General features: G+C 46.4%; 40 protein-coding genes and 1 other RNA gene. 1 reads left to right on the plus strand and 40 read right to left on the minus strand.

Annotated elements, in window-relative coordinates:
- Positions 1-9: 9 nt before the first annotated feature.
- From L2W36_RS09735 to L2W36_RS09925, 40 genes are all read right to left on the minus strand, one after another.
- Entirely contained in the window at positions 10-1,488 is a 1,479-nt protein-coding gene (locus tag L2W36_RS09735; RefSeq protein WP_236109912.1) for a phage tail sheath subtilisin-like domain-containing protein, read from the minus strand.
- Positions 1,489-1,490: 2 nt separating this feature from the next.
- Positions 1,491-1,760: a DUF2635 domain-containing protein gene (locus L2W36_RS09740; RefSeq protein WP_236109913.1), complete on the minus strand. Its 270-nt coding sequence runs from the start codon at positions 1,758-1,760 to the stop codon at positions 1,491-1,493.
- A 40-nt stretch (positions 1,761-1,800) separates the two neighbouring features.
- Entirely contained in the window at positions 1,801-2,394 is a 594-nt protein-coding gene (locus tag L2W36_RS09745) for a hypothetical protein (protein WP_236109914.1), read from the minus strand.
- Between the two features lie 13 nt (positions 2,395-2,407).
- Positions 2,408-2,950 (minus strand): phage virion morphogenesis protein, encoded by a 543-nt coding sequence (locus L2W36_RS09750; protein WP_236109915.1) that lies wholly within the window; start codon positions 2,948-2,950, stop codon positions 2,408-2,410.
- Positions 2,950-3,384, minus strand: a complete 435-nt coding sequence (locus tag L2W36_RS09755; RefSeq protein WP_236109916.1) for a gp436 family protein — start codon at positions 3,382-3,384, stop codon at positions 2,950-2,952. Before L2W36_RS09755 ends, L2W36_RS09750 begins: the two co-directional genes overlap by 1 nt.
- 14 nt (positions 3,385-3,398) lie before the next feature.
- Complete coding sequence (locus L2W36_RS09760) at positions 3,399-4,070, minus strand: hypothetical protein (protein WP_236109917.1); 672 nt, start codon at positions 4,068-4,070, stop codon at positions 3,399-3,401.
- 27 nt (positions 4,071-4,097) lie between these two features.
- Entirely contained in the window at positions 4,098-4,661 is a 564-nt protein-coding gene (locus tag L2W36_RS09765) for a hypothetical protein (protein WP_236109918.1), read from the minus strand.
- Between the two features lie 2 nt (positions 4,662-4,663).
- Positions 4,664-4,912: a hypothetical protein gene (locus L2W36_RS09770; protein WP_236109919.1), complete on the minus strand. Its 249-nt coding sequence runs from the start codon at positions 4,910-4,912 to the stop codon at positions 4,664-4,666.
- Positions 4,913-4,997: 85 nt separating this feature from the next.
- Positions 4,998-5,894, minus strand: coding sequence for a Mu-like prophage major head subunit gpT family protein (locus L2W36_RS09775; protein ID WP_236109920.1), 897 nt, complete (start codon positions 5,892-5,894; stop codon positions 4,998-5,000).
- 3 nt (positions 5,895-5,897) lie between these two features.
- Positions 5,898-6,872 (minus strand): phage protease, encoded by a 975-nt coding sequence (locus L2W36_RS09780; protein WP_236109921.1) that lies wholly within the window; start codon positions 6,870-6,872, stop codon positions 5,898-5,900.
- 314 nt (positions 6,873-7,186) lie between these two features.
- Positions 7,187-7,966, minus strand: coding sequence for a phage head morphogenesis protein (locus L2W36_RS09785; RefSeq protein ID WP_236109922.1), 780 nt, complete (start codon positions 7,964-7,966; stop codon positions 7,187-7,189).
- Complete coding sequence (locus tag L2W36_RS09790) at positions 7,959-9,512, minus strand: DUF935 domain-containing protein (protein WP_236109923.1); 1,554 nt, start codon at positions 9,510-9,512, stop codon at positions 7,959-7,961. The genes L2W36_RS09785 and L2W36_RS09790 overlap by 8 nt, the downstream gene beginning before the upstream one ends.
- Entirely contained in the window at positions 9,502-9,672 is a 171-nt protein-coding gene (locus L2W36_RS09795) for a hypothetical protein (RefSeq protein ID WP_236109924.1), read from the minus strand. The genes L2W36_RS09790 and L2W36_RS09795 overlap by 11 nt, the downstream gene beginning before the upstream one ends.
- Positions 9,669-11,234: a terminase large subunit domain-containing protein gene (locus L2W36_RS09800; RefSeq protein WP_236109925.1), complete on the minus strand. Its 1,566-nt coding sequence runs from the start codon at positions 11,232-11,234 to the stop codon at positions 9,669-9,671. The genes L2W36_RS09795 and L2W36_RS09800 overlap by 4 nt, the downstream gene beginning before the upstream one ends.
- Complete coding sequence (locus L2W36_RS27305) at positions 11,224-11,355, minus strand: hypothetical protein (protein ID WP_268980691.1); 132 nt, start codon at positions 11,353-11,355, stop codon at positions 11,224-11,226. Before L2W36_RS27305 ends, L2W36_RS09800 begins: the two co-directional genes overlap by 11 nt.
- 2 nt (positions 11,356-11,357) lie before the next feature.
- A complete protein-coding gene (locus L2W36_RS09805) occupies positions 11,358-11,549 on the minus strand; it encodes a hypothetical protein (protein WP_236109926.1) in 192 nt (63 codons plus the stop codon).
- Positions 11,549-12,127 carry a DUF3486 family protein gene (locus L2W36_RS09810; RefSeq protein ID WP_038229028.1) on the minus strand — a complete coding sequence of 193 codons (579 nt, stop codon included), beginning with the start codon at positions 12,125-12,127 and terminating at the stop codon, positions 11,549-11,551. Before L2W36_RS09810 ends, L2W36_RS09805 begins: the two co-directional genes overlap by 1 nt.
- A 10-nt stretch (positions 12,128-12,137) precedes the next feature.
- Positions 12,138-12,431, minus strand: a complete 294-nt coding sequence (locus tag L2W36_RS09815; RefSeq protein WP_038229026.1) for a VpaChn25_0724 family phage protein — start codon at positions 12,429-12,431, stop codon at positions 12,138-12,140.
- Between the two features lie 8 nt (positions 12,432-12,439).
- Positions 12,440-12,739, minus strand: a complete 300-nt coding sequence (locus tag L2W36_RS09820; protein WP_038229024.1) for a DUF2730 family protein — start codon at positions 12,737-12,739, stop codon at positions 12,440-12,442.
- Positions 12,726-12,956: a TraR/DksA family transcriptional regulator gene (locus tag L2W36_RS09825; RefSeq protein WP_236109927.1), complete on the minus strand. Its 231-nt coding sequence runs from the start codon at positions 12,954-12,956 to the stop codon at positions 12,726-12,728. Before L2W36_RS09825 ends, L2W36_RS09820 begins: the two co-directional genes overlap by 14 nt.
- Complete coding sequence (locus L2W36_RS09830) at positions 12,953-13,543, minus strand: hypothetical protein (protein WP_236109928.1); 591 nt, start codon at positions 13,541-13,543, stop codon at positions 12,953-12,955. Before L2W36_RS09830 ends, L2W36_RS09825 begins: the two co-directional genes overlap by 4 nt.
- Entirely contained in the window at positions 13,516-13,791 is a 276-nt protein-coding gene (locus tag L2W36_RS09835; protein WP_236109929.1) for a hypothetical protein, read from the minus strand. The genes L2W36_RS09830 and L2W36_RS09835 overlap by 28 nt, the downstream gene beginning before the upstream one ends.
- 2 nt (positions 13,792-13,793) lie before the next feature.
- Positions 13,794-14,216 (minus strand): DUF5675 family protein, encoded by a 423-nt coding sequence (locus L2W36_RS09840; protein WP_236109930.1) that lies wholly within the window; start codon positions 14,214-14,216, stop codon positions 13,794-13,796.
- Between the two features lie 79 nt (positions 14,217-14,295).
- Complete coding sequence (locus L2W36_RS09845) at positions 14,296-14,526, minus strand: hypothetical protein (RefSeq protein ID WP_236109931.1); 231 nt, start codon at positions 14,524-14,526, stop codon at positions 14,296-14,298.
- A gap of 197 nt (positions 14,527-14,723) precedes the next feature.
- Complete coding sequence (locus L2W36_RS09850; protein WP_236110025.1) at positions 14,724-15,125, minus strand: Mor transcription activator family protein; 402 nt, start codon at positions 15,123-15,125, stop codon at positions 14,724-14,726.
- Positions 15,126-15,208: 83 nt separating this feature from the next.
- Positions 15,209-15,739, minus strand: coding sequence for a gp16 family protein (locus L2W36_RS09855; RefSeq protein ID WP_236109932.1), 531 nt, complete (start codon positions 15,737-15,739; stop codon positions 15,209-15,211).
- Between the two features lie 8 nt (positions 15,740-15,747).
- The gene (locus L2W36_RS09860; RefSeq protein ID WP_038229014.1) at positions 15,748-15,984 is read right to left on the minus strand and encodes a hypothetical protein; all 237 of its coding nucleotides are present in this window, start codon (positions 15,982-15,984) and stop codon (positions 15,748-15,750) included.
- Positions 15,985-16,003: 19 nt separating this feature from the next.
- Positions 16,004-16,075, minus strand: an RNA gene (locus tag L2W36_RS09865) — hammerhead ribozyme type II.
- Positions 16,074-16,538 (minus strand): hypothetical protein, encoded by a 465-nt coding sequence (locus tag L2W36_RS09870; protein ID WP_236109933.1) that lies wholly within the window; start codon positions 16,536-16,538, stop codon positions 16,074-16,076. The genes L2W36_RS09865 and L2W36_RS09870 overlap by 2 nt, the downstream gene beginning before the upstream one ends.
- On the minus strand, positions 16,531-16,869 hold the full coding sequence (locus L2W36_RS09875) for a hypothetical protein (RefSeq protein ID WP_236109934.1): 339 nt from the start codon (positions 16,867-16,869) through the stop codon (positions 16,531-16,533). The genes L2W36_RS09870 and L2W36_RS09875 overlap by 8 nt, the downstream gene beginning before the upstream one ends.
- A complete protein-coding gene (locus L2W36_RS09880; protein WP_236109935.1) occupies positions 16,869-17,054 on the minus strand; it encodes a hypothetical protein in 186 nt (61 codons plus the stop codon). The genes L2W36_RS09875 and L2W36_RS09880 overlap by 1 nt, the downstream gene beginning before the upstream one ends.
- Positions 17,023-17,259 (minus strand): hypothetical protein, encoded by a 237-nt coding sequence (locus tag L2W36_RS09885; RefSeq protein WP_236109936.1) that lies wholly within the window; start codon positions 17,257-17,259, stop codon positions 17,023-17,025. Before L2W36_RS09885 ends, L2W36_RS09880 begins: the two co-directional genes overlap by 32 nt.
- Positions 17,252-17,470: an ANR family transcriptional regulator gene (locus tag L2W36_RS09890; RefSeq protein ID WP_236109937.1), complete on the minus strand. Its 219-nt coding sequence runs from the start codon at positions 17,468-17,470 to the stop codon at positions 17,252-17,254. Before L2W36_RS09890 ends, L2W36_RS09885 begins: the two co-directional genes overlap by 8 nt.
- Positions 17,463-17,735: a hypothetical protein gene (locus tag L2W36_RS09895; protein ID WP_236109938.1), complete on the minus strand. Its 273-nt coding sequence runs from the start codon at positions 17,733-17,735 to the stop codon at positions 17,463-17,465. Before L2W36_RS09895 ends, L2W36_RS09890 begins: the two co-directional genes overlap by 8 nt.
- Positions 17,736-17,745: 10 nt before the next feature.
- Positions 17,746-18,363: a DUF3164 family protein gene (locus L2W36_RS09900; RefSeq protein ID WP_236109939.1), complete on the minus strand. Its 618-nt coding sequence runs from the start codon at positions 18,361-18,363 to the stop codon at positions 17,746-17,748.
- 10 nt (positions 18,364-18,373) lie between these two features.
- Positions 18,374-18,685 (minus strand): hypothetical protein, encoded by a 312-nt coding sequence (locus L2W36_RS09905; RefSeq protein ID WP_236109940.1) that lies wholly within the window; start codon positions 18,683-18,685, stop codon positions 18,374-18,376.
- The gene (locus L2W36_RS09910; protein ID WP_236109941.1) at positions 18,682-19,002 is read right to left on the minus strand and encodes a hypothetical protein; all 321 of its coding nucleotides are present in this window, start codon (positions 19,000-19,002) and stop codon (positions 18,682-18,684) included. Before L2W36_RS09910 ends, L2W36_RS09905 begins: the two co-directional genes overlap by 4 nt.
- A gap of 8 nt (positions 19,003-19,010) precedes the next feature.
- Positions 19,011-19,958: an AAA family ATPase gene (locus tag L2W36_RS09915; protein WP_236109942.1), complete on the minus strand. Its 948-nt coding sequence runs from the start codon at positions 19,956-19,958 to the stop codon at positions 19,011-19,013.
- A 35-nt stretch (positions 19,959-19,993) separates the two neighbouring features.
- Complete coding sequence (locus L2W36_RS09920) at positions 19,994-21,979, minus strand: transposase domain-containing protein (protein WP_236109943.1); 1,986 nt, start codon at positions 21,977-21,979, stop codon at positions 19,994-19,996.
- A gap of 2 nt (positions 21,980-21,981) precedes the next feature.
- The gene (locus L2W36_RS09925; RefSeq protein ID WP_236109944.1) at positions 21,982-22,239 is read right to left on the minus strand and encodes a helix-turn-helix domain-containing protein; all 258 of its coding nucleotides are present in this window, start codon (positions 22,237-22,239) and stop codon (positions 21,982-21,984) included.
- 273 nt (positions 22,240-22,512) lie between these two features.
- On the opposite strand from L2W36_RS09925, the gene L2W36_RS27430 reads away from it, so the two are divergent.
- Positions 22,513-23,370 (plus strand): S24 family peptidase, encoded by an 858-nt coding sequence (locus tag L2W36_RS27430; RefSeq protein ID WP_236109945.1) that lies wholly within the window; start codon positions 22,513-22,515, stop codon positions 23,368-23,370.
- Positions 23,371-23,452 lie beyond the last annotated feature (82 nt).

Raw genomic sequence — 23,452 nt, forward strand, 5'->3', positions numbered from 1 at the left:
TACTCCCTATTAAAGTTTGAACTGCATCAGTGCCGCGAAGACTCGGAACTGGTTAACAATGTCAGGCTTGAACACACAGTTCAGGCGGTTCTGGTCACTGGTGTCTCGGTACACCTCAAGGGTTTCTTTGAAACCATCAAAATCTTCCATGAGACCAGCTGGAACCCAGTCATCATTTGCCAACTCCAAAATGGTGTTGCGCATGATTTTAGGCGTCACCACAGGTTGTCCTGGGTCAAGGCGATCAAGCACATCATCATTTGCCAGTTTATGGCGAGGAAAACGGTTCGTGACTAAGGTGCGCAGCGAATAACGCAAGTACCCCAAGGTCGCTGGCGTTGTAATATCAAGGTAACTTGGGTCTGGGTCGCCAAAGCTATTCTCTCGATACATCGAAACTTCACGCTCAATAGCTACTTCATTGCCAGCGGTCACCATGTAGGTCGCAATACCATCGTGAAGTAGCAGGTTACGTTCTGTCATATCCCACTGTGTGGTCTTGGCTGGCGGTAACAAGCTCGTTAATACCAACGTCTGGAGTGGGCGTGCTGGGTCAATACCCAAAGAGTAGGAAGCACGGCCAGCGTAAGCCGCTGCCCATTCCCACGGAGACTGAGGCGCATCGTTGGTGCCCATACAGGTAAATAAAAAGTCATTGCGAGCCTGACCAAATGCGCCAGTTTCGGCAAACGTGCCACGGAACGCAGTATAGGCAATACCTTCAATCATCTTGAGTGGCCCCCAACGACTGACAAGCTCATCACGCAAGTCATTCATCGACTGGGTATCATTAAACGGCATCACTATATGGTTGTACCATTCGTTCGGAATGGCAGCGATAACCGCACTCATATCTGGCGTTCCTGCGCCCGTTGCCATGGCGGTCACCGCAAGCGTGACACCACCAGGAAGCACTTCACCATCGTAATAGTTGTAACGGATATCAATGTCGTTACCCGTGATACCTGTCCATTTACAAGTCAACTCAACGATTGAGGTTTCACCCGATTTCAGCGCAGCGGTAACAGGTAAGTTTTCGTTTGCCGTGACTTTCGCAATGATGGCCGTCGCAATTGAATCTGCATCATCGGTATCTTTAACCGTCACTTGCACACTTTCACCTGCAATCAGTAAGTAGATCACACCTGCCTTCACCGTTGTGGTGGTAACGGAGATTTCCCCTTTTGCTGCGGTAGCGGCTAGGTCTGCAACGCCAAGTGCGTACACATCAGTGAACTGATTGTTCTTGCGAAACTTCTTCAGCTCTAATGCCATCATTGAACCCTTGCCATACAGGTCGTCCATTTGGCTTTCACTGGTTGTGATGCGATTGAGTGTCAATGGTGTAGCGCTGCCACTGGCAAGCTGTTGACCAAGCACTAACACTTTCTGCGCAAGGGCAGCTGTTCCGGTCAGAGCCTGGCTGTTATCGATCTCGATATACACGAGGGGGACTCGAATATCGTTAGGAATTGAGCCTAATGACATGCTTATTCTCCTTTATCTGTTTGTGGTTTGGCTTTTGCCGCTTTTTTCTGCTGTTCGAGTTGCTTGGCTTTCTCGTCAGCACGGGCTTTTTTGATGGCTTCGACTTCTTCATCAGAGGGTTGAAGAACATCGCCATCTTTAATGCGGCGCAGCCAATAAGCACTGCGTTCGACATCTTCACCACCTTCTGCCAGGAAACCACCCTCTGGCTTGCGCACTGGCACTTCGGTCTTTTTCGGTTTCAAGAAAATCAGTTTCTTTCCTAACGACATGGTTTACGTCCTATGGTTGTTAACGTTAAAAACTTAATGACTATTGAGGTAGAGGCACTTCACCTTCAATCGTGGGAGCGCCCTCTGCAACTTCACCTTTCAGACCAAAGGTTAAGAAGTCATCCAACTTACTCAGATCAATCTCTTCATCCAAGTACCACTGCTGTGACCAAGTGACAGACCATATAGCAACACCAAGCTCATCAATTTTCCCGTTGTAAAGGTTGTCACTGCGAACATTCATTGCTTTGCTATAAGCGCTCGGAAGTGCACTTCTATCAAGCAGAGCTCGCACTAAGCTTCCAGTAATGACTTCTGCACGGGTATCTTTCTCATAGCCGTATTGGGCTGCGGTAAAGATGTAAGCAACGAAATTGACATTGCCAATCAGGCGATTACCTACGGTGTCGTATTCCGCTACTCTGAGTGCAGCAATGCGAACGCCGCCATCTCGATTTGATAGCCAGCGTTTAACATCGGCTGGCGTATCGAATTGGCCTATATGGCGCTCTACCGTTTGAACCTTACCTATTTCCCTTTGTCCACCTTCCAATGTAGGCTTCAGGTAATTCACGATTTCATTGCAGGCCCACACAGTGGAGCCAATGGTGTTAAAGTCGGGTCTTGTTGTCATTTCAGCCATCCTCTTATTGCATCAGCTCACGCCAAAAATCCCCAATCACGGCGTAGATTTCGGTCTGGTTGTCTCGACTAAGACCAAGGTAGTCACGCTGTGGAATGTTCATCATGCGAGTGAATGCGTTGACCGATTGATAAACTGGAAATGCCAAAGCTTTGCCGAACGCTTGTGTGACAAGGCGCGTATGCGCAGCCACTTGAACCGCACCTGAAAATCCATCTTGAGGAACTCTTGAGTAAGGTAAGGGCGATCCAATTCGAACTTGATTTCGCTCCACGATGAACTGAATCGAATCAAGCAAGTCGCCTTCACCCTGGAGTAATGACTGATTGCCATGCCGTGTCTTGGCATAACCATCAGACCAATCAGGCCAAGCACGACCATCCGGTGAGGTTTTTTCATCTGCAATGCGTCTCCGTGTTTGGCTCTCGACTACCGCACCCAGTGAATCAAGTAGCTCTGCCTTGTGTTTAGGGTTACCCAGCGTGTCAATGAGTTGCTGGTAACGCTCAAGCTCCTGTGTTCCGCTCACCTGAATACTGGCACTCATCACAACACCCCTTTTAAGCTGTTGCGGGTAAACTGGCGTTCGTTCTCTTGAATCAGCTCAACTTTTCCCACGCTGCTTTCTTCTGGGGCTTCAATCGTTGGTAGGCCAAGTTCACGTTTGCCATCTGCAATCTCACGTAAAGTGGTCAATTGCATTTTGTAACGCTCTTCCAGAAGGTTAGTGGCTTGTTGATCACGGTCAGCGAGCCAGTAGAACGCAATAGTGATGGCAATCTTGTTCAACATGCCTGGCACTGTTGGCAAAGGCAGCACATAACGACGACCAAGGAACGAGTCAATTTCTTCATCAGCCTGGTCTAACGCCTGATTAATCCAGGTGTCGTTGAGTTCGCCTGTGTCACGGTCTACCGCGAAGTTCCACAGCATCTGCTCATCACGGTCAATCAGGTCTTGTTTGGTTGCATAGATTGCCATCTTGGTTCACTCGCTTACTGTTTGATGTCGATGACGTCTTCTAACTCGACGTCCTCAATAACCAGGTTGGGTTCACGGTGCACGCGTTGAGCTTTTTCCGTAGACATAAAGACCACAAACTCAGGGTCGATATCTTCCGCAGCCAAGATTTCAGGTTGATCTTTCGGTTCTTCATCAACCACGAGCACCACGGTTTCTTGAAGGCGACGGAACTTAACACCACTGCGCCAAAAACCTTGATCTGATTTAGCGCGAACTTTAAAGGCACCAAGAATACCGAGCACATCAACATGCTCCCCAATATCACCATCAGTAACTTTCTCTGAATCCAATGCGTCATATTTCGATGCTCCTTCTTTAGTTGTGTCTGAATCCGCCATCGACGCAGGTTGCTCCGGCTTGTCACTCTCCACCTCTTCAGGTTTCGACGAGTCAGATTCAGGCTGTGGACTATCCTGCCTATTCGCAGGCTCTTTGGTTGATAAAGCTTCTGCATCAGCATTGTCTTTATCTTGCTTAGCCTTAGCCTCCGCCGCTGACTTTGCTTCTGCTTCGTCTAACGCTTTCTGTTTGGCTTCCTCTGCTGCCTTGGCTTTATCTGCATCCATTGATGCAGCAGCGTCTCCATCGGCAGGTTTTGCGGCGCGAGGTTTTTTTTGGGTAGTTGCGTTTTTAGTTCCACTCACAGTGAACTCCTTTTAAACACGATTTAATTAAGGCTTAATGCCCCAGAAACTCATGATCACACCTGCTGATGCTGGCAACCCATTAACAGCAGCAAATGAAACAATCGAGACCGTTCGGCTTGCATCACTGGTTGAGTGACGCCATCGGAACTTCTGACCAGCAAGAACCGATACAGAGACTGAATAATCAACAGAACGCTTCTCATTGGTTGATTGACTGTCCAACGTAATAGGGCGCAAACTGCCTTCATAAGGCACCCATTGACTGCTTCCCGTATCAAAAACTTCAATAAACATGCCCCAGTCAGTGTTTCCAGCACCGGAAAGCTCACGAAGAATTGAGACATTCAGGCTTGCCATCCCATTGAAATCCTTCAATGCAGTGACTTCTCCAGTGGCTAAATCCAGTGTTAAGTCTGGGGAGGCCAAAGGGATCTGATTGAACTGGATAGTCTCAGGTGTATTGTTGGCAGCCAGTGTTTGTTTTAGATCGTTTGCATCTTGAGTCACATAACTAGCACGCATAAGCAATACAGACTCTGGTGCTGGCGGTGCGCTCTGCGCAATGAGTGGTGGGCCCTCGAAAAACATACTTACCCCTCAGTCACAATGACGAAGCCTTTTTGAGTCACGGTGCGGCCAAAAATAGGTTTGGCAACAGCACGTGACCAACCAATGCCTTTTTCAAGATCAAGCTTATGTCCCCATGTCTCAGCATCTGAAGGGGGCGCATCTTCAACGCGATACTTCACGATGCTCTGACCTTCGTTATCCATATACCCAGCGGCAGCACTTGAAATCTCCGTCCAGGTATCAGGGTTTAGTTCAACTCTTGTGGTCATGATGTTCTCCGCTATAGCGTGGCGGTGAATGTTCACCGCCAGCCCGTCATCGCCTTACGGCTGATAAGCCTTTACGCTTTATCGATTACTCGACTTCTGTGCTCACAACAATTTCAACGTCGTTGTAGTAGATGTTGGAATCACCACCATCAATCAGCATGCGGCTAATCAACTTCTTAGCAGCGGCTTCATTAGCTGGGCCAACCACCAACGTTGTTGCGCGAGTGCCTAAACGAGTGCCGTTAGCACGCATCATTTCGAGCAACTGCTTTTTAGCCAGGGCATAGTTCGCTTCGTTCAGTGCGGCTTTAGAACCAATTGCCAGCTGAGGGAAGGAGTAGCCCACGTTGCAGCGGCCATCGACACCTGCCGCCAGCTTATTGTTGAACCAGGTATACTCTTCGCTTGGGTTCATATTTTTGAAGTTGAACGCGCGGCGGTTCTGATAGACCACTGGCTTGATAACCTTGGAGGTATCCAGCAGGAACCAAGCTTCACCAGTGTCTGTTGTAGGATCACCAACCACATTAGAGAAGGTGCTTGCTGGCGTGGTTTCTAACGGGTGGTCATTATCAAAGAAGTTCTGACCGTCATAACACAAGGTTGTAAAGCCATCTGAAAGCAGCTTGTAGACCAGCGTATCTGGGAAGTAAGTAACATCTTCGCCGTACTTACGTGCAATAACGGAATACATACCAATTTGGTCGTCTTCCACATCTTCACGTTTAACCGCAATTGAGCTTTCCCACGTTTTGTTCTCGATGGAGTAACCATGTTTGCCGATATCCGCCAATTGACGATCACCCACCCATTCTTTGATACCAGGTAAGTCTTTTAGCCAACCGTAATAGTTTGCGGCACCTGCACTGGGCACTTCGGTTGCCACTTTATTCCATTGTGGCGTGGCCGCATTCACGCCTTGCGTGTAGGCCGTAGACATTGAGACAAAGAGCGCCTCTAGGATTTGTGCTTCAGTAGCCATTGATTATTCTCCTTGACTCAGCATTTCTTTTTGCTTCAGGTAATCTTCTTGAGAAATACCCATCTTGCGGCAGGTAGCAACTTCGTGCTCTTCGAGCTTCACATTGCCATCTTTATCTTTTGGTGGTTGCTTTTGCGTGTTGGTCGCAATCGCTGGTGCAGTCGCCACAAACTGCTTGAACTGCTCAATGCCATCTTCAGTACGGCAAAGGCCGATGTACATCTCTTTGTTCGCAGGGGCCACTTTGCCTTCGTCCACCGCAGACTGAACCAGAGCGTCAATTTCCTGATTGGCAATATCAGCCAGCTCACCTTCCGCTTTGGTTGCGCGGTTCAGCGCAATTTCGTACGTTTCTTTAGGAACATACTTATTAAGGTCGGGCTGTTGCTTGCGGTTTAGGGCAACATCACGCTCAGCCTTGACAGAGTTGATCGCCACCAAAGCATCTTGCTCGGTTGCGTCTTCACCAAGACCTAGCGCCTCTCGAATAAGCTTTGGAAGCTTCATGATTTCGTCCTCTTCTCGATTAAGGGCTGGCACATAAAAATTAGGTTTGTTCGTCAGGCCAGCACTGCTCATCGCAGTGATGACGCCATCAGAGTCGTAATGAAAGGCAGGGGAGTAATAAAGGTAACGCTTGTCTTCGATGAGCCAGCGGCCTTGGTAATTCCATTCCACTTCAGCCCAGATTTCACCATCACGGTTTTCAAGGGCGAGAATCCAGCCATAAGCACCGGCTTCTTCACCTTCAGGGGCTTTGATTTCCGTGGCGTGTTCCACATCAAAAGGCAGCTTGGCATTGAAAGCGTCAACGATGCCGTCAGGATTGCTGTTCATCCAAGTGCGGCCATCTCGGCCTTTGGCTTCTCCAGCAGGGATCATTGGAATCCAAACGGTGTTGGTTTCTTGCTCATTGCCTAAACCGTCAATCACCGTTTGTGAAAGGTTAAAGCACACAGCTAGATAGGTTTTCTTCATTGCTCGCTCCAAAAATCAGAACTACATAACAACCTCCTTGCTTTGGATGGGCTGGTATGAACTCGTTTCGTGGAGTTAAGAATGCGAAAAAAAAGCAACCAAGCTAAATTAACCTCAGTTGCTCTATTGAAAGGATATTGTGATTGGCAAAAAAGCCTTGGTAAGGTTTTAAAGAGTACCGAAAAATTGCGGCTTGGCAAGCACAGAGGAACAAACAGAGCTAAAACACATCACCAAACCATGTTTAAACCCTGTTTAAATTGCTCCAGATTGATTAGAAGATTTTAAGGCGAGTCATTGCAGCCGTAAAGGCACTAAGAGCCATTAGAGAGCGTTTGGCGCATTTTCGCTTCTTTCTTTGTAAGGTCAGCTTGCATCGCTTCCTGACGGGCTTTACCAGGATTGTAATTCCAACCTGGCTCAATCCCTTCTGGCAAGACTTCTACTTCCCCCGTTCGCTTGTTTACCCACTGCTTGGAGCCATCCTCTGGTGCAGTGGTCGAGACGTTACCGGAGGCGATCAGCTTGTCAGCCTCAAATTGAGAAACTTGCCGTATCCAGCATTTACATCCCCAACCGTTCGGTGGCATGTGCTGGTTCCACCATGAATCATCCACAGGCAGTAGTGTGTCTTTCCATCTCACGTGATCAACACGATGCTCCATGGAAGGGCCAAGCTGATAGAGCAAATAGGGCATCGCGCGTTTGGTTCGTCCAATGCGTTCCCATTGGCCTGCTGCACGAGCCGTGCGCATATTGGTGTTGTAAATGGTACGTATCCGACCTTCACTGCCCAATTGAACTGGCTTGGATTCTTGGGTCAATGGATCATTCATGATTTGAATTCCCCACCAACCAGACTCAACCAGTAAAGGCTTGAGCACATCCCGAAACTGCTCGAACGTCTGTCCTTGTTCAATGGCCTCTTCAACGATGGCCTTTACATCAACCAGCAAGTCAGCATTGAGCATCTTAGCGACGGTGAAAGCATTCGCATGCTCTTCATTCCATACGTCACGATAATCAAAGCCTGGTTCAATGCCTTTCGCTTTGAACCACTCCAGCGACTCTTTGGGCACAATGTCTTTAGGCATCTTTGGCGTCCCCATAGCCGCGCATCTGGAACATAAACTGCGCCATCTGCTCAGTGAACTGCTCTGCGCCTAATTCATCTTGTAGGCTTGGCAGCTGGGCTAAGAATGTCTCATAGCTGTCTGACTCTGACGCCAACTTAATAATGGGATTCATAAACTCGGCACCGACTTCCACCCACTCATCCATGGCTTCATCGGTTAACTCGTTCATCTCAGCGTCTGCCGTTTTACTGACACGGTTTATCGCCAGTCGGCTACGCTGGCTGTTCATGGCTGCTGGCATGGTTTGCGCTAGGATTGCTGAAGTAGGCATCAGCACTTCTTCATTCTCATCGGGCTCTGATAAACCAAACTTCTCACGAACGCTCGATGCAGAGATTTTCAAACCGCGATCAATCAAAGGCGTAATGCTATCAACCAGCATCTTCAAATCTTCTGGTTGAGGAATTTTGATACGCACTTTAGGGTAGTGCGTTTGTACACCCCAATTTAGGATAATGTAAGGCTTAACTAAATATTCATTGATACAGGACTGGAGCTGACGGGCATCCCACTCAGCAATGTCCATACGCACTTCATTATGCACATTAGCCTGAGATTGAGAGCTGCCATTATCTGCCGTCATGGTTTGACCTAAGACCGCTTTACTGATTTGCTCATCACACCAACGGGCCATATTTTCAAATAGGGTGGTACCCCCATTGCCTTTCGCCGTCTCAATCAGCTCCAGCTTCATCGATTCGGGGATCACTGCACCTGCATCACTGGCAATGCGCCCAATCGCATTGACTAAGGTACTGATGTCGTCAGAGCTGGCGTTAGGCCCATACTTACCCACGCGAACAGGGATACCAAACACCTCTGCAAATGCCCACCAATCACGCACGGTAAATGACTTGAGCATGTACATCACTGCTACTAAACGCGCTAGACCATTGCGCCAAACGCTGCCAGATTTGGAGCGAGGGGTATGCACCATAAACTTGTAAGGCTCTAATGGCTCACCGCTTGGGGCATCATTACTGATGAGTAAAATTTCTTGTAGCGTGTCACTGTCCTGGCGCAGGTAACGTGGGTCTACCCACTTATAGTCTTCTGGTTTCCATGGGGTCGCTTTGGTATCCCAGAGGATTTGCACCACCGATAACCCTTTGCCTAAACCATCAAGCAGATCAAAAAACAGCTCTGGAATTTGGTCATCATCCATAATGGTGCGAACACGTTCGGCCATCTCCAAATCGGCTTTGTCCTCACTGGCAGCAACAACAGTCGGTGCAATGGCCGCAACGGCTAACTTGCGTGTGCGCAGCTGCGCCGCATAGTGCAAATCACGCTCTTCCATCTCTTCGGCCAATGTCATGTAATCTTCAGGATTGTTGCCATCGATAACACTTCTTAGCAATCCCGCCAAACGTTGAGGGTTGATGCTGTTGGCAACACTGGCAGGTCTTGGGTTACGAATACTCGTGGTGTATGCCTTGGCGATGTCTTCCGCAAGGACGTTCTTATCTGGCTTAATTGGGTTGCCTTTGGAATCAAGAATCATAATCTACTACCTTATCTGCCCAGCGGTACAACTCTAATTCGTAGGCAGCTTTCTCAAATACATTCATATCTTTTGGAGTGTGGAGCACTTGCTCCTGTAATGCTTGCCTTGCATGTCGGCGCGCTAGGCGTTTAGCTTTTTCCATTTCATCGCGCTTCATAATCGAATTCCTTTACCACGCAAGTCTTGGTGTGGCATATCATCAAATCGGTTGTTTTCTTCTGCGGTAGCATAGAAAGAGCGGTGCGTTTCATCACCACTGGCTTTAATGGTGTGTAGTTCATAGCGAGTGAGATCAGCTTTAGAGGCTAAGAATCCAAGGAAAATCGCAATCGCACTATCACCATGTCGCTTGTTGCCATCACTGCCTGTGGTGCGTGTGTCATCAATACCAGGCACACCACGATAGATTTGGATTTGCCCCAGGTCGGTGATCACATCTTCATGTTTTGGCAGCTTGATCTCATCATCTTCAAAGGCCGCTTTGAACCTTGGCATGTTCTCACGGTAGTAAGCGACAGAGAGCATGACTTCCTGAACTTCTTCCCCGTACTTGTAATGCGCTTGTTCTGCGAGATATTGACCGTTACCTCGTGCATCGAGAAAAATACCATCACGACGAGGAAGGCGATCACAGATATAGTAAAGAGCTTGCTCTTGCTGCTTAAATGGTACGTTCGCCAGCTCGACTAAGAACGGAACCGTGCGGCGGGTATCGTCCTCAACGGTCACCGGAGCAAAGACCGTTAAATCACCACTACGTGCGAAGTCTTCACCCAGTGAATGACGTAGGTGACTAGGTAAGGCTTTGACTAAGGGGCCAACGTTTTCAACCAGCCACTCTTGCATCTCACGCATGCGCTCAGCTTCACCTGCGCAGTTAAAGGCTATCGAACCAGTAAAGCGAACCACCTTAGCGCTTTCTAAACTTGCCGCACGTTCGCGAAGACTGCGGCTAATGTAAGCTCCACCGCCATTTTTAGGGACACAGAAATACTCTTCCAGGGCGTCCTCTTCCGTGGCGGTATCTCGCAACAAGTCTGACTTCCATTTCTCTTCAGCATCGATGCTCCAGGTCATCCCTTTAACCTGACAGATACGCTTGTAAAGTCCATCTCGGCACGCATCATCAAGCGTAATAGTATGGATGGAATAGCGTTTCTTACCTGCTCGGCTATCAATGATGAGTTGATTGAAAAGGTTTTCTATACCGTTGTGGGTAGAGATAAGGCGCACCTTTGCGCCCCACATAGTCAAAGCCAGTGCGGCTTTTAATACTTCTGCCAGCCTTTCATGAAACGCGGCTTCATCAATGGTCACATTGCCTTGCATACCACGTAAGTTAGAAGGATTGCTTGATAATGCCTGTACCTTAAACCCAGAGCCAAAGTTAACCACAAAGGTAAGGATTTCTTTGTCACCATCTTGATCGAGAAACACTTCTTCCTGTACATCGCTGGCCGCGTAATTGAATGCTTTGGCCCACATTGCCACTGCATCAATAAATTCACGAGCCATCTCTTTGTTTGAGCCCACATAGAAATGGTTTGTCCCCCCTGCGCTTCGAGACTTTGAAGCGGTCAATGACGCATCAGACGCTTCTGCCCAGGTGATACCTGTTCGTCGGCTTTTCTCACCTATCTTTAATGGTGATTCATCCGCTACCCATCGTTTCTGGTAGGGAAGCAACACATCGTTTTCATCGTACTTCTCAGTATTCATCACGATTACTCTCTACCTCCATAAACAGTTGGTAAATGATGCCAACCGACCAAACAAACAGCCCTGCTGTAGCAGCAAGGCAAATCAAAAAGAAGTAAATCAGCCAAAGAGGAAGCTCCATGTCTACTCCACTAGCGCACGAACGGCAGCATCTTTTGCTTCCAGCAATTTGCGAAGTGCCACAAGGCTCTCTTCGTTTTCTGGAAGCTCGTTGACAATGAGGTGGGCCATATCACTGAATGGCTTGCTGATTCGCTGAAGCTTTAAAGGAAGATGTTCATACTTGAAGAATTTGAGTATGTCTGGCTGTTTCATTATGCGATCCCCAATATTTGTTTCTTAATATCTTCTGCGGTCTTGGCCGTGATACCTGCTTGCTTCACAATCTTCTCCGCTTGTTCGGCAGCTTCTTGTGCAAAGGCTTCACGAATTTCTTTTTCCACTTTTAGGCTCATCATTGATGCCTGCTCGATACGCTGTACAACCAACGCTAGCTGATTCAGTGCTTTTGGCGGAATAATCTCATCGTCTTTGTCTGCGTTTTCCATGAGCTTAACTGAAGTTTCTACCGCCATCGTTCGGACGAATTCTTGCAATAGCCGACCAACGTCTGATGTTGGTGCTTCCCCTAATTTAGATACCCACACTTCTGCTACTTCACGAGACTGGCGGAGACGCGCACCAATGTCTTCCATTCTTCTTGCATAGCGATTTAACGATGTGTAGCTTGGTTTAGCATTCTCAGGCAACCCTGCTTCATCAATTAATTCATGAATAGCCGCAAGAGCATCTGTCTGTGACATCGACCCGCCACGAAGCCAAATATTAAGAGACTGGCGAATATCTTCAGGAAGCAAATCAATTTTAGATAAGGTGCGTTTACGTCTAACCATACCGCTCTCCTTAACGTGCGCGTGGACGCTTGACGCCAGGAACAATAGATTGACCCGTGGCAACATCTTCACCGCGAGCGGTTAAAGTGGCAATCAGACAATCAGAGACATTACGTAATGTAATGAGTCTTTGCTCTTCTAACCAATGGAGATGTGTACGAACCTGATCACGACTCACTTTATGACCATAGGTATCTAGGATGGAATCAAGAATAGATTCATTGGCATCGTATCCCGTCATCTCAAATAAAGAACGCAGAATGAGAAGACGTTGGTCTTCTTCTAATAAGTCTTTAAAGGCCATATAACTTCCTATTTATCGTCATTTAAACGTTGTTCTAAAAGCAGTTGAGAAAGGTGATTGATGGGCTTAAGCTCAGCTCTAAGCTCCTTCAGCTCACCTCGCATTTCCGACAGTTCCAGACGAAGGCGATTCACTTCTTCATCCGTAGGTAACTGGTCAATTTTCGCTTGTAGTTCATCCACGTCGCGCCTCACTTTTTCAAGGTCTTCTTTTCGGGCGAACGTTTTTGTCAACAGCATGTTGGCAATCTGCGATAACGTCAGCACCGCCGCCCAAATCAAAGCCCAATATTCCTTAAGCCACTCCATACACTGGCTCCCTTAGTGATTGACAACTGACGCAGCGAACCGCATTGGGTATCGCTTTAATTCTTTGTGGTGGAATTTCCCCACCACAGCTCAGACAATATCGATTCCCATGCTCATCTTCGTCTGGCTGCTCTGTTTGGCGGCTTCGATGATGAGCGATCGCTTTTTCTCTGAAAGTGGTTTCAAGCTCTTGGGCTTTATCAAACTGGTCTGTCATTTACGCTTTACCGCCTTAAGTGCATCACTGACCATAGAGCCTGTGCCTGGCGTCATTCCACGCTTATCTGCGCTTCGCCAGCCAAGATAGGTGAGGAACGGGGCCATTAATCCAGCCGCAATTTCCCAGTTCGCACCTGTGCCTTTACTAAACGCCTCTAAGACTTCGAACAGAAAGATGTAAGCAATCGCAGCATAAAGGCTAAGGCGGCAACCCCAAGGTCGAGTGTGACGAACATATTCATCTTCAGCACTGTCACCAGCGCGGATAGTGGTTTGAGTCTCATGGTGCTCGGCTTGCTTATCATCAAGCTCTAACTCCATACGGCGGGTCTTTTGTTTTTCCAGCTCGACTTTGATCTTCTCAAGCTCCACTAAGGACTCTGGCGGCAGGGCTTGTAATTGACGAGTCACTGCCATCTCTTTTTGTTCCTTCGTGGCACCAAACATGGCATCGGCTTTTTCAACCGCATCGGCTACCTTGTCGGCGGTTTCACTTCCACCAAACATCGATGAGATACCACGGATAGCCGCAGGGCCATATTCCATTGCGAGCGAGGCTACCCTCGCGATGAGTGAAAGTGACATTCTCTAAAGCTCCTAATTTTTGAGACCAAGTCATTGCCTTCCGGCGTTTTGGCTAAACCAAGGTGACGGTTGATTTCATTTTGAGAAACACGAGTCCACGCCTTTTCGAAATAACTTTGCATGGTGGCATCGTGGCTAAATAGTGGGGGAACACTTGAGACAGGAACGTCATGTTTGAACGCTTGCATTTCAGCATCGAGGCGCATCTTGCGCCCCTGTTGTTTTGAGTATTCCCAATTGCGGCCCATGGTTACGCTCGACGAATAACAAGCTTGGCTTTTTCACCACCAAGGTGAGCCATCAAATAGTCGAAGGCAGTACGGGAATTAATCACCGCCCAATCATCATTGACCACACCAAAGTCCATACCTGGTGCAATACATCCTTCGAGTTGAGATGCTCGGTTTGCAGCATGGATAAGAATGTGAGTTCGTTGCGAAGGGCCGTATCGAGTCACACCAAGTGTTGGCGCTTCCAAGGCGTAGCATTTGCCGAACTTCGGACTGTTATGAGGCAATAGGTCGTAAGTGCCTTCTGGGATACAAGAAATGCCCGCTTGGTTGTTTTTCCAAGGGCGCTCGATAGTTTTAAGAATGGCATTTCCGTTCTCATCACACAGATAAGAGAAGACGCCATGAGGAAAGTAGTTACGATGTAATGTGAGGGTTTTCATAGCACAACCAGATACTAGCAATTGATGTTATTTCTGATTGTGCTTTTTATTATGATAATGAGGGAACTAACATTAATTGCTATGTTTTGGTGAATGAACTAACTTGCTCAGCACGTATAAACTCACCTTTTTCTCTACCCCAATCAATAGTATCACCGACATCCATTGGATAGGTTGAAACTAAGGTATTTTGTAATCCTAAACCATATAACTCAGGGAAAGCATCGACAAAATTAGCTGTTTTTGTTTTGTAACAAAACTCAACAACATATATTTCTACACCAATTTTAATAGTATATGAGTAAATCATAACGTACCTTATCGCCCCCTCTTAAAAGCTATCCAATATAAATATGGTATTTGGATCACGGGTATTAAAATCAATATTAGCATCACCCACCAGTCAGCCTTTACTCCCTGATTTTTCGCTATTCGGCAAATTGGGAATGCTGTTATAAATCCAACTATTATCATTACAAGCAAGTCAAATATGGTCATTTTTTCTCCTTAAAACAAATCTGGTTGTCTATTCTTAATTTCACGTTTGCGCATTTTAGCAACTACTCGATAGATATGCTGCATGCTCTTGTCGTATTTACGTGACAGCTCTTCCACGTTATCACCTTTAAACTCATGCCAAATAGAAAGGTTCATAATCTCAGATTCAAGCTGTCGTCCACGGGGAAGGTACAATTGAACACCACCGAACTCCTTACAGATTCGATTTAACAGAATAACGGCAAGCTTCGGATCTGCCTCACTTTTCACCAGTTCATCTTTGAACATGGCGTAAATCTGGCGCATAGCTTCAGGCCAACGTTGCGCTTCTTCGTTATCTGCCAGCTTCTCAACTTCCTCAAGGCTGACATTGGCATAGCCAAATAGATCGCCGTTCTCTTCAGTATTCATCACTGTGCCCTCCCGTAAATACAAAAACACCCCGCATTGGCGAGGTGTTGGTAGTATATGACAAGGTTCATATCGTGGGCATGTTAAGCCGTTTTTTGGTAATTATCTTCATAAAAAATGGTTAGCTTGCTGTAGCCAGCTGGGCCAGTACAGTCGTCATTTGTGGGTAATCGACCACCTTTAGAAGTGATCGCTTCAGCCATTAATCGGTAATGCCATTTCTTTAAAGACTCCAACACTTCAGCCGCTTGATGAGATTTAAGCCAGTTTGCTCGTTCGATACCTCGACCATTCATGCGTGTAGTCATTCGACGGACGTAAGCATCAATAGCAGCATCACTTCCATTGCGCACAAATCCTTGCTTATGCATGGTGATCCAAATCGCTTTTATTTTTCCAACTTCTGGCGCTCTTGGTTTCCCGTTCTTAGTTGATTTATGTTTTGGTTTGAAGCCTAGCGCTTTCATGCGTTCAAGCACTTTACTCAGTTGCCACTGGCTCAGGTTCTTAGCACTGCGTTGACCTGTTTCTTGCTCCAACATATCGCGGTATACATCGTCATCCATTACAAGATCACGCTTACCGATTTGAATTAATTTGAGTAGATTAGACATACTCCCTCCTAAGCCGCTTTGCGCTTGGCATTTTTGTATTCAAGCTGACAAGCCTTGCACCATGTCTGAAGGCCATCAGGCTCTCTGGTTGCTGGCGTCCAAAAAAGGGTGTCTTGAGGCCAGTATTCCTGGCAATGAGGACAATACTTTTGAAGCCCTAAGCACTCATCCAGAATGGCTTTTCCATTTGCTAATCGACGCTGTAATAAACCAGGCTTCATTAGCGGTGTGTATTCACCAAACATAAACCCTCCTCATGATGAAAATTGGCTGCTCATCAGTGCCTGGCAACCACACCAGACAGACAAGCAAGGAATCCCCTTGCTTGTTTCGCTTAAGCTTCGACTTCATCCAAACATTCGGCCTGAAGAAGTGTGATGCCTTTTAGTTTTTTGTACTGGCGACAAAGGACAGAAGCTTTAGAGAAATTAGGGACATAGAAAATGTACTTGTCGTCTGCATCAGGAAACTCTTTCTTGAATCGACGTTTTCCATAAATCTTTTCCAACTTCTTTTTGTAAGAAGGGGAATATTTAGACTTGCTCTTTTGTCCCCAAACATCAGCAAGGCATTTCGGTGCATCGTCACTGAACTCAATGCCACCATTTTTAAAGCTGATCCAATCTCCTTTGATTAAGTCATCGATATAGACTTGAAGGCATGTTTTCGATTCATCGATACGCACGCGAGTTACAGAAATTTCATAGCCCATGTAGGCAAATCGAACACTGAGAAACCAACCACGTGATAGTTCCTCTTCAATCGCTTTCCACATTTCTTTAGTTATTGACTTACTCATTCTCAGGCTCCTTGGAAACAAAGTAGTTCTCAACTAGAGCACGGCCTGTATCAACACCATCGACGCGGCCATTGGCATGTCGAATAGCCATAGAGTCACCTCGACACAACCAAATACTTCGGTCTTGTTGCTCCTTACCAATTTGCTCATCAAAAGCTTCAAGTAGATCATTAAAAATCATCTCCTTGTGTTGGTTTAAGGCTTCATCAACAACCGTTTCGAATAGCTCATCTAATGACTGGCTTATTCGCGGTAGGTCTTCTTTTGAGACGATATCCTCTAGACCACTTGCTAGTATTTGCCCAAGTGTTGGTTTGTCTTGCTTACTCATCAGTCCCACTCCTTCTCATTACTCGAAATAGATTCAATTCTTTTAGCCCTGGGGAGTGGCGTATTTCGCCAATCCCCACAATGTTTATCTGCCCATGTTTCTGCTTCTTGTTGGTCGCATCGACGATGGGCCATGATGTACTTGATTAGTTGCTTAGGACGCTTCACCTTTGTTTTTGAGCTCATCCATCAATCCCTCAAATTCCTCTCTCACATTTGAACCTTGACGGTTAAGTACAAATCTCAGCGCTGCGATATAACCATCTTCAAAGCAGGCATCTGGGAACGCTGTGCCATCGCGCTCAATAAGTGCTTCTGCCATTTCGACTTCGCGCTCTAATGCTCTGAAGCTATGAGGTGTGATAAATGATCGTTGCAGTTCGTCAAGCATTGACCACCTCCTTGTTTAGTTTTTCGATTTGACTAAGGTCATATTGGCGGCGGCAAAAATCAGCTCTAGCTTGTGCCCAGTGGCGATTTAGTTTGCTCACCGCAGAATAGGCAGCGCTTTCCCAAAGTTGCTCCGCGTAAGTAAACGCACTAGTTCTCTCTGCATGGGCAGCTTTGTTCGCGGCATCCATATAGAAATTCGATTCAAACATAGTGATGCTCTCCATTCCGTTTGTCGTAAACGGTCACAATGTGGTTGTTTCTAAGAAGGAAGTAGGCATGCTCACATTCAAGAATTCGTTTTGGTTGCCAGCCAGCTTCCCGTTTCATGATCCGACGCAGTTGGTTTTTGGTAGGGCGGCGAGCCTTAAGCACCGCCCCAATCAAATCCCACTCGTTGCGTCCAACCCTTTGTCGCCAGCGTTCAATCGCATGACGGGTGACAGTGATGTGTCCATAACGAGTCGGTACTTCCATAGTTACCCCGTTACAGCTTCGCGATATCGAGAGCAATTTGTTTGTATTGACCATCACCATGACGTTCATAGATGCGCAGGTATGGGGTTTTACCAACCACACGTATTGAGTCCGCGATAGCGTCCATGGCTTCAAGCCAATCAGGATCATCAATATTTAATTGGCGTAACGAGAGCACCTGATTGACATCGATGTGACCTTGTTTGTTGACGCGAAATGCCAGCTCAACCAGCGCCTTAATTTGGTCGCTAGAGCCCTCAGACCAACGGGTAATGCACTCATCAATTTTTGCTTTTGCAGCCTGAATGCGCTCATCGAAAACTCGGTGTTCACCAATCGAGCGTTGGATCTTGTATTTGCCATCAAATGACATCAGTGTGACGTTGCCTTTTGTACCGCCGTATTTCACATCAAACTCGGCAGAGCTTAGGTCTACAAAGTCCGAAACTTGAGCCATTGCTTCACCTTTAAAGGTTGCCATCTCTGCTTGAGTTGCTTTAGCAGATTCAACAATTTGCAGCACAACATCATCACGCAACTTGTCGATTTCTTTGATTTGGCTTTCAGGTACTAAGTGGCCTTGTGCGTTAGTACGAAAGCCTTCAGGTAGTTGGGTTTGGTTAGTCATGTTCTTTCTCTTATTGGTAAGTTGGATTTGCATATTTGTTTTCTTGTGAGTTGATAACTGTGTTGCCAACGTATTGCTGACACTCTCCAGACCACCAACGAACAAGGCACTTGTTAAAGCGAGCCACGAACATTTTGTTCAATGTACCGTGGCGCATTTCCATCACCGTTACCGCTTTGTCGATAAGCTTTTGTGACGGGTTTGTAATCTCTATAACCGGAATCGCTGGCGCATAATTGACTCGCAAAATAAAGCAGTCAGCTAAGGTCAATCGGCCTCGTGCGGTCAGAACAGCCATTTGTTTTTCATGTGGATTCATCATTGATTACCATCCTTGCTTCGCTTCATATTTCTCACAGAAGTTTGCTGCTTCATTAATAGAGATGTTTCCATTGGGTTTAAGTCCTGCTTACCAATCAACTCTTCAGCAACATTTAAAGCTTGTTCATAACGTGCTTTATCACTATCAAAATTTGGGTTGCACTCAGGGCATAAGTCCACACCATCTTGGTCAATGGACCAACCTTGTTCTTCAAGGTCATAAAATTGAGTTTCAGCCGTTGAAAAGTCATGGACTTCCAGACTGATATCGGCTTCACAATGTCTGCTGTCGCATTTCACTTTTGCTTCAATTCCCATAACAAACCTCACTCATTGGTTTCTAGTTCAGCAAACGCTTTACGCAGCACTTGCTCATTGATGCTTTGGCCTTTAGCAAACATGGCCGCTAGTTTTAGGGTTTTGCTGAGTAGTCGAAGACCACCTGGACGCTCACTGATTTGCACCATCAAACTACGTTCAGCTTCACCATTGACATTCCAGGCATCGGCAATGGCGCGAACGTCTGCCAATTTGGTTTTGTGGATGCCGCGCTTCTTGGCAATGCGAGAGAACAAACGCGCGAAATCTTCGTTTCGACGTCCACCCGTCAGCTGCGTGTAGACTTTATTGTTACCAACCAAAACCATGCCGATTCCGGTTTCTTCTTGCAGAATGCGCAGCTCTTCCAACGTTGGATAATCAAGGTGATCGGCTTCATCGATGACGACTAAGCCCTCACTTCCCATAAGACGGTTTCGAATCACACGTGACAAAGGGCCTTTTCTACGCGGCGCATCATCCATGCCCAGTTCCATTGCAAGTTCGTAAAGGCACTCTGTCAGGCTTGAGCGGCTTGGGCTGGCTGTAATCATCCAGACATTGTTGTTATTGCGTTTGTACTCACGCAGGGTTTCAGATTTCCCCACACCGGATGCGCCAAAGATAACCACGATGGATTCAGTCACTTGGGCGTAGGTCAGGTCATCAGTAATTTGTTTCGCGGTCTGTGTCATAACAAAGCCAGGGTTAACACTCGGAGTGGCATTGCGCTGGTCTCGCATGCGCAGCCAGTTCTCTAGCTTGTCGATCATTTTTGATGGGTCAGCTTTGTATGAACCATTTAAAATCTGACTAAGGGTGGCAGGTGAAACGCTGATCTCTTTCGCTATCTGTGAAGCAGGAACCGTTTTGGATTCTGTCAACGCTTTGACTCGCATAAGAGTGTCTGTGCTTTTGGCTTCACTATTGCCAAGGGTGACGACGTTGCTTGTCATAGTTATTCTCCGTTTGTTCGATGTTTAAATTCGGTTTAAAGGCGGTTCTTCTTGCGCTGTTCCATCAAGTAGGCAACGCTCTCACTGAAGTTCTTTTCGTAGTCTTCCTCTTCGTCATGATCGACTTGAACTTGCTGAGCGGTATTACCGATGGATATTGGTCTAAATGGCTCAACCACTTTGGTCTCAGGGATGACTTCTTCCTCCAGCGGCTTCATCATGGCGGCGACTTCCAATGCATCCATTTCTGTTTGAGCCAGCGCAGCTGCCTTATTAGCCTTGGTAAATTGAGTGCGTTTACGTTTGTGCTCACGAGCAGCTTGCGTATCGCCAAAGCCCACTTTTTCAAGACAGTCCGCAGTACAAACTCGCACACCGTTGAGGGTGTAAATTTCTACAGAGTCATGCAGCTTGAGAGGGTCGAATCGAGCCACGAGCTTTTGACCGATGTAATTCATCATCGAATCGTGGTAGTAACGGTTCTTGCGTCCTTTTAGGCTTCCACCTGCATCCAGAGAAATCGTGCCATGGCGAGAAACACGCACTGCTTCAGCTTGCAACATCATCATCTGAAGCTGTTCAGAACTCGCTTTACGAATAGGGGCTGATTCATAGCTGGCATTAAATGCCTGGTTAAAGCTCATAAACCCTTTACAGATTTCTGTATTTCGGTTTTCTTTGGCGTTATACATTTCTACGCCTTGAGCTATTGCGTTTAGGAAGTCTTCCGCATCAATCGCCTTGCTACCGTAGTTGTCAGGTTTCGCCATAGGATTCGGGCCTGTGTAGGCACCTCGACAAAGGGGATGCTTATCGATGTATTCCTCAATGCCACCCACACCAAATGCACGTTCTATAGGTTTCGCCTGTCCATGACCTTTGCCCAAAATCACGCTTGACCAGTGCAACTTGATATTCAGCATTGGGATAATGCCTAGAGGGTCATCCTCTTTAACCTTGAAGCGATAACGATTAGGTACGCCGCCTGTCATCCACTTGTTGGCAGCAGCTCTGGTGTTATCCAGTGTGATCTCTTTAGGAATGCCGTATTTCTCGCAAACATCCATCAGTGACAAGCGAATGCTGTCTGTGTTTTCACTCAGGTCACAACGCCAACCCACGATTTTTCGACTGTATACATCTGCCCAGAACCACGTTTTAGGACGAAGAATTTCACCATTGAACCAACGAACAAAAACGTTATGTTGGTAACCATCGCCGTTAATCCATTCCAAGGCGTGAAGCCCTTCGACGGTACGTTCCTGCGGTGGGAACATTTGATGCAGTGCATGTTCACCTTCGCGTAATAGAACTCGTTGTTGGATTGGCACCTCAAACTCAAGACGGCGGCTTAGACTTTTTAAGCTCGGCACTTTCCAGCCGTGATGCACAGCGGCATTTTTTAGGCGTTCATAGCTGGCTGTCATGGTGGGCTGTTCTAGACTTAGGTAGTCCGACTTGAAGAACTCCCACGCATCCGGCGTGATATAAGCAAATTGTTTTGCCTTCTTGGTTTGTGCTACTTCAAAGTGCTTGGGTAGCAGAGCTGGAGCCCAATCACATTCATCAATGCCTTTCACCTTCGCGCAGCTGCGGCGAAGTGTTGAAAGTGCAACGCCATACTCTTCTGAAACAGATTCGTATGCGTCCATTAATTTGATGCCGTTCTTGCGCAAAGCATGTACGGCTTGAACAGTACGCAGCGCCTGTTGAGCTTTCTCTTTAGCAGCGTTGTTGGTTTTACTCCAACGAGCCCAAAGAGCCTCACGGCAGTAAGTTTTGGGATTCTTTTCAGAAGGCAAATCTAATAGTTGGGATCCAACTTTGACTTTGCCTTGCTTCCGATATAAGGCAGCTTGAGTTAGCGGTGCAAATGAAGAAATATGATATTCTTTACCTCCACCATGGCCTGATCTAGGTCTTGATATCCAACGTTCTGTTTTGGCTTTGTAATTGATCCCCTGAACAGTATTGGGAAGAGCTGGCATATCTATTAGCTCAGATGCTGAGAACCATTCCATAATTAACCTCGCTTAACTTCACGGCGAGGAAATCGACTAGGCCATATAACGTCAGCAGTAACGCCCAGTGCTGAGGCAATAATATCTTCACCTTTAGGCCAGTTGGCACGAATTGCATTCCTCAAAGTGGTTTTTCCTAAACCATGAGCCTCACCTAAGGTTGAATAAGTCCAACCGTTTGACTTTAAAGCAGCCAAGATGAACTCATCTTTTAAATCGCCATTATCTTTTCTGAACTCGAAGTGTGTTTGCTGATCCATAAAAAGCCTCTATACTCTCTCTTTACTCAACTAATTAACTCAATAGAGCAAACTTACAAACTTAATATGAACGCTAAAAAGCTTATTGTCAACTTTAAAAAGTGTATATATGGGCGCTTTAGAGTTTGAGTTTTTGACTCTATAGGGACTTTTTTAATCAAATCAGAGAGTTAGATGTAAATGGAGAGAGATGAAAAAACTTTAAAGAGACTTTCAAGTTATAAGGCACAACTTGAAAATACAGACTCAATTCAAACAAGGATTCAGTTTTTAGTGGACTGTATTGGAAACCCTAACTCGTTTTCGAAACTTGTAGGAATATCAGTATCAGGTCTAAAGCGCTATTTATCAGGAGGAGAACCTACCGCATCCAAAATTCTACAAATTGCTGAAAATACAGGAGTAAATGCAGGCTGGATCCTTACGGGGAAAGGCTCTATTCTAGAAGTTGAAGAAGGTGGTTTTGTTACGGATGAGCGTGCCATCGCTCTGTTATCAAACGATGATTGCATTTCTGATATGCTGGATAACGCAGTCCATTCTAATATTAAAGCCACATCTGCTAGATGGGACACTATTGTAAAAGTTTTTGAGTCATATTCTGAAGTCACGAAGAACTTTTTATCATCCAGCAGCCTAATGAACTCTAAAGAGTTTGATGATGAGGCGTTCACTGCGATAATTGATGAGCTAAAAAGTTCATTTAATGAAGAGTTCGCTATGATTCCTGGCTATCGAATTCAGGTATCTGCGGGTCATGGCTCATTAAACCCTGATCAGCTAGAGCCAACGAGACATTTGGCGTTTCGACGTAAATGGTTGAAGTACAGAGGGTTTAACAAAAAAGACTTAGCGATCGTTTGGGCTAAGGGTGACAGCATGGAGCCAACGATACATAACAATGACACGTTGGTGGTACACCTAGGCAGAAACAAACCAGCGGATGGTCATATATATATCTTCAGGAACGGCGACGAGCTATTTGTTAAGCGTTATCAAAGCATGCTAGGCACCTGGCGCTTAATTAGCGACAACAGCTTCTATAGCCCTTTAGACATACCAAAGGAAGAACAACACCAGTTTAAAGTAGTCGGCCAAGTAGTTCACATTGCTAAAGACATTGGAGATTAAAATTTAAATCTTTAAACTAGTTTTAAAGCTACGTTTCGCCATTTGCTTTAGTGCTCAATTTAACAGGGTAAAACATTACGAT

Origin of the sequence: Vibrio sp. McD22-P3 (genome assembly GCF_021568915.1) — a bacterium.
In the GTDB taxonomy this organism is placed as follows: Bacteria; Pseudomonadota; Gammaproteobacteria; order Enterobacterales; family Vibrionaceae; genus Vibrio; species Vibrio mediterranei.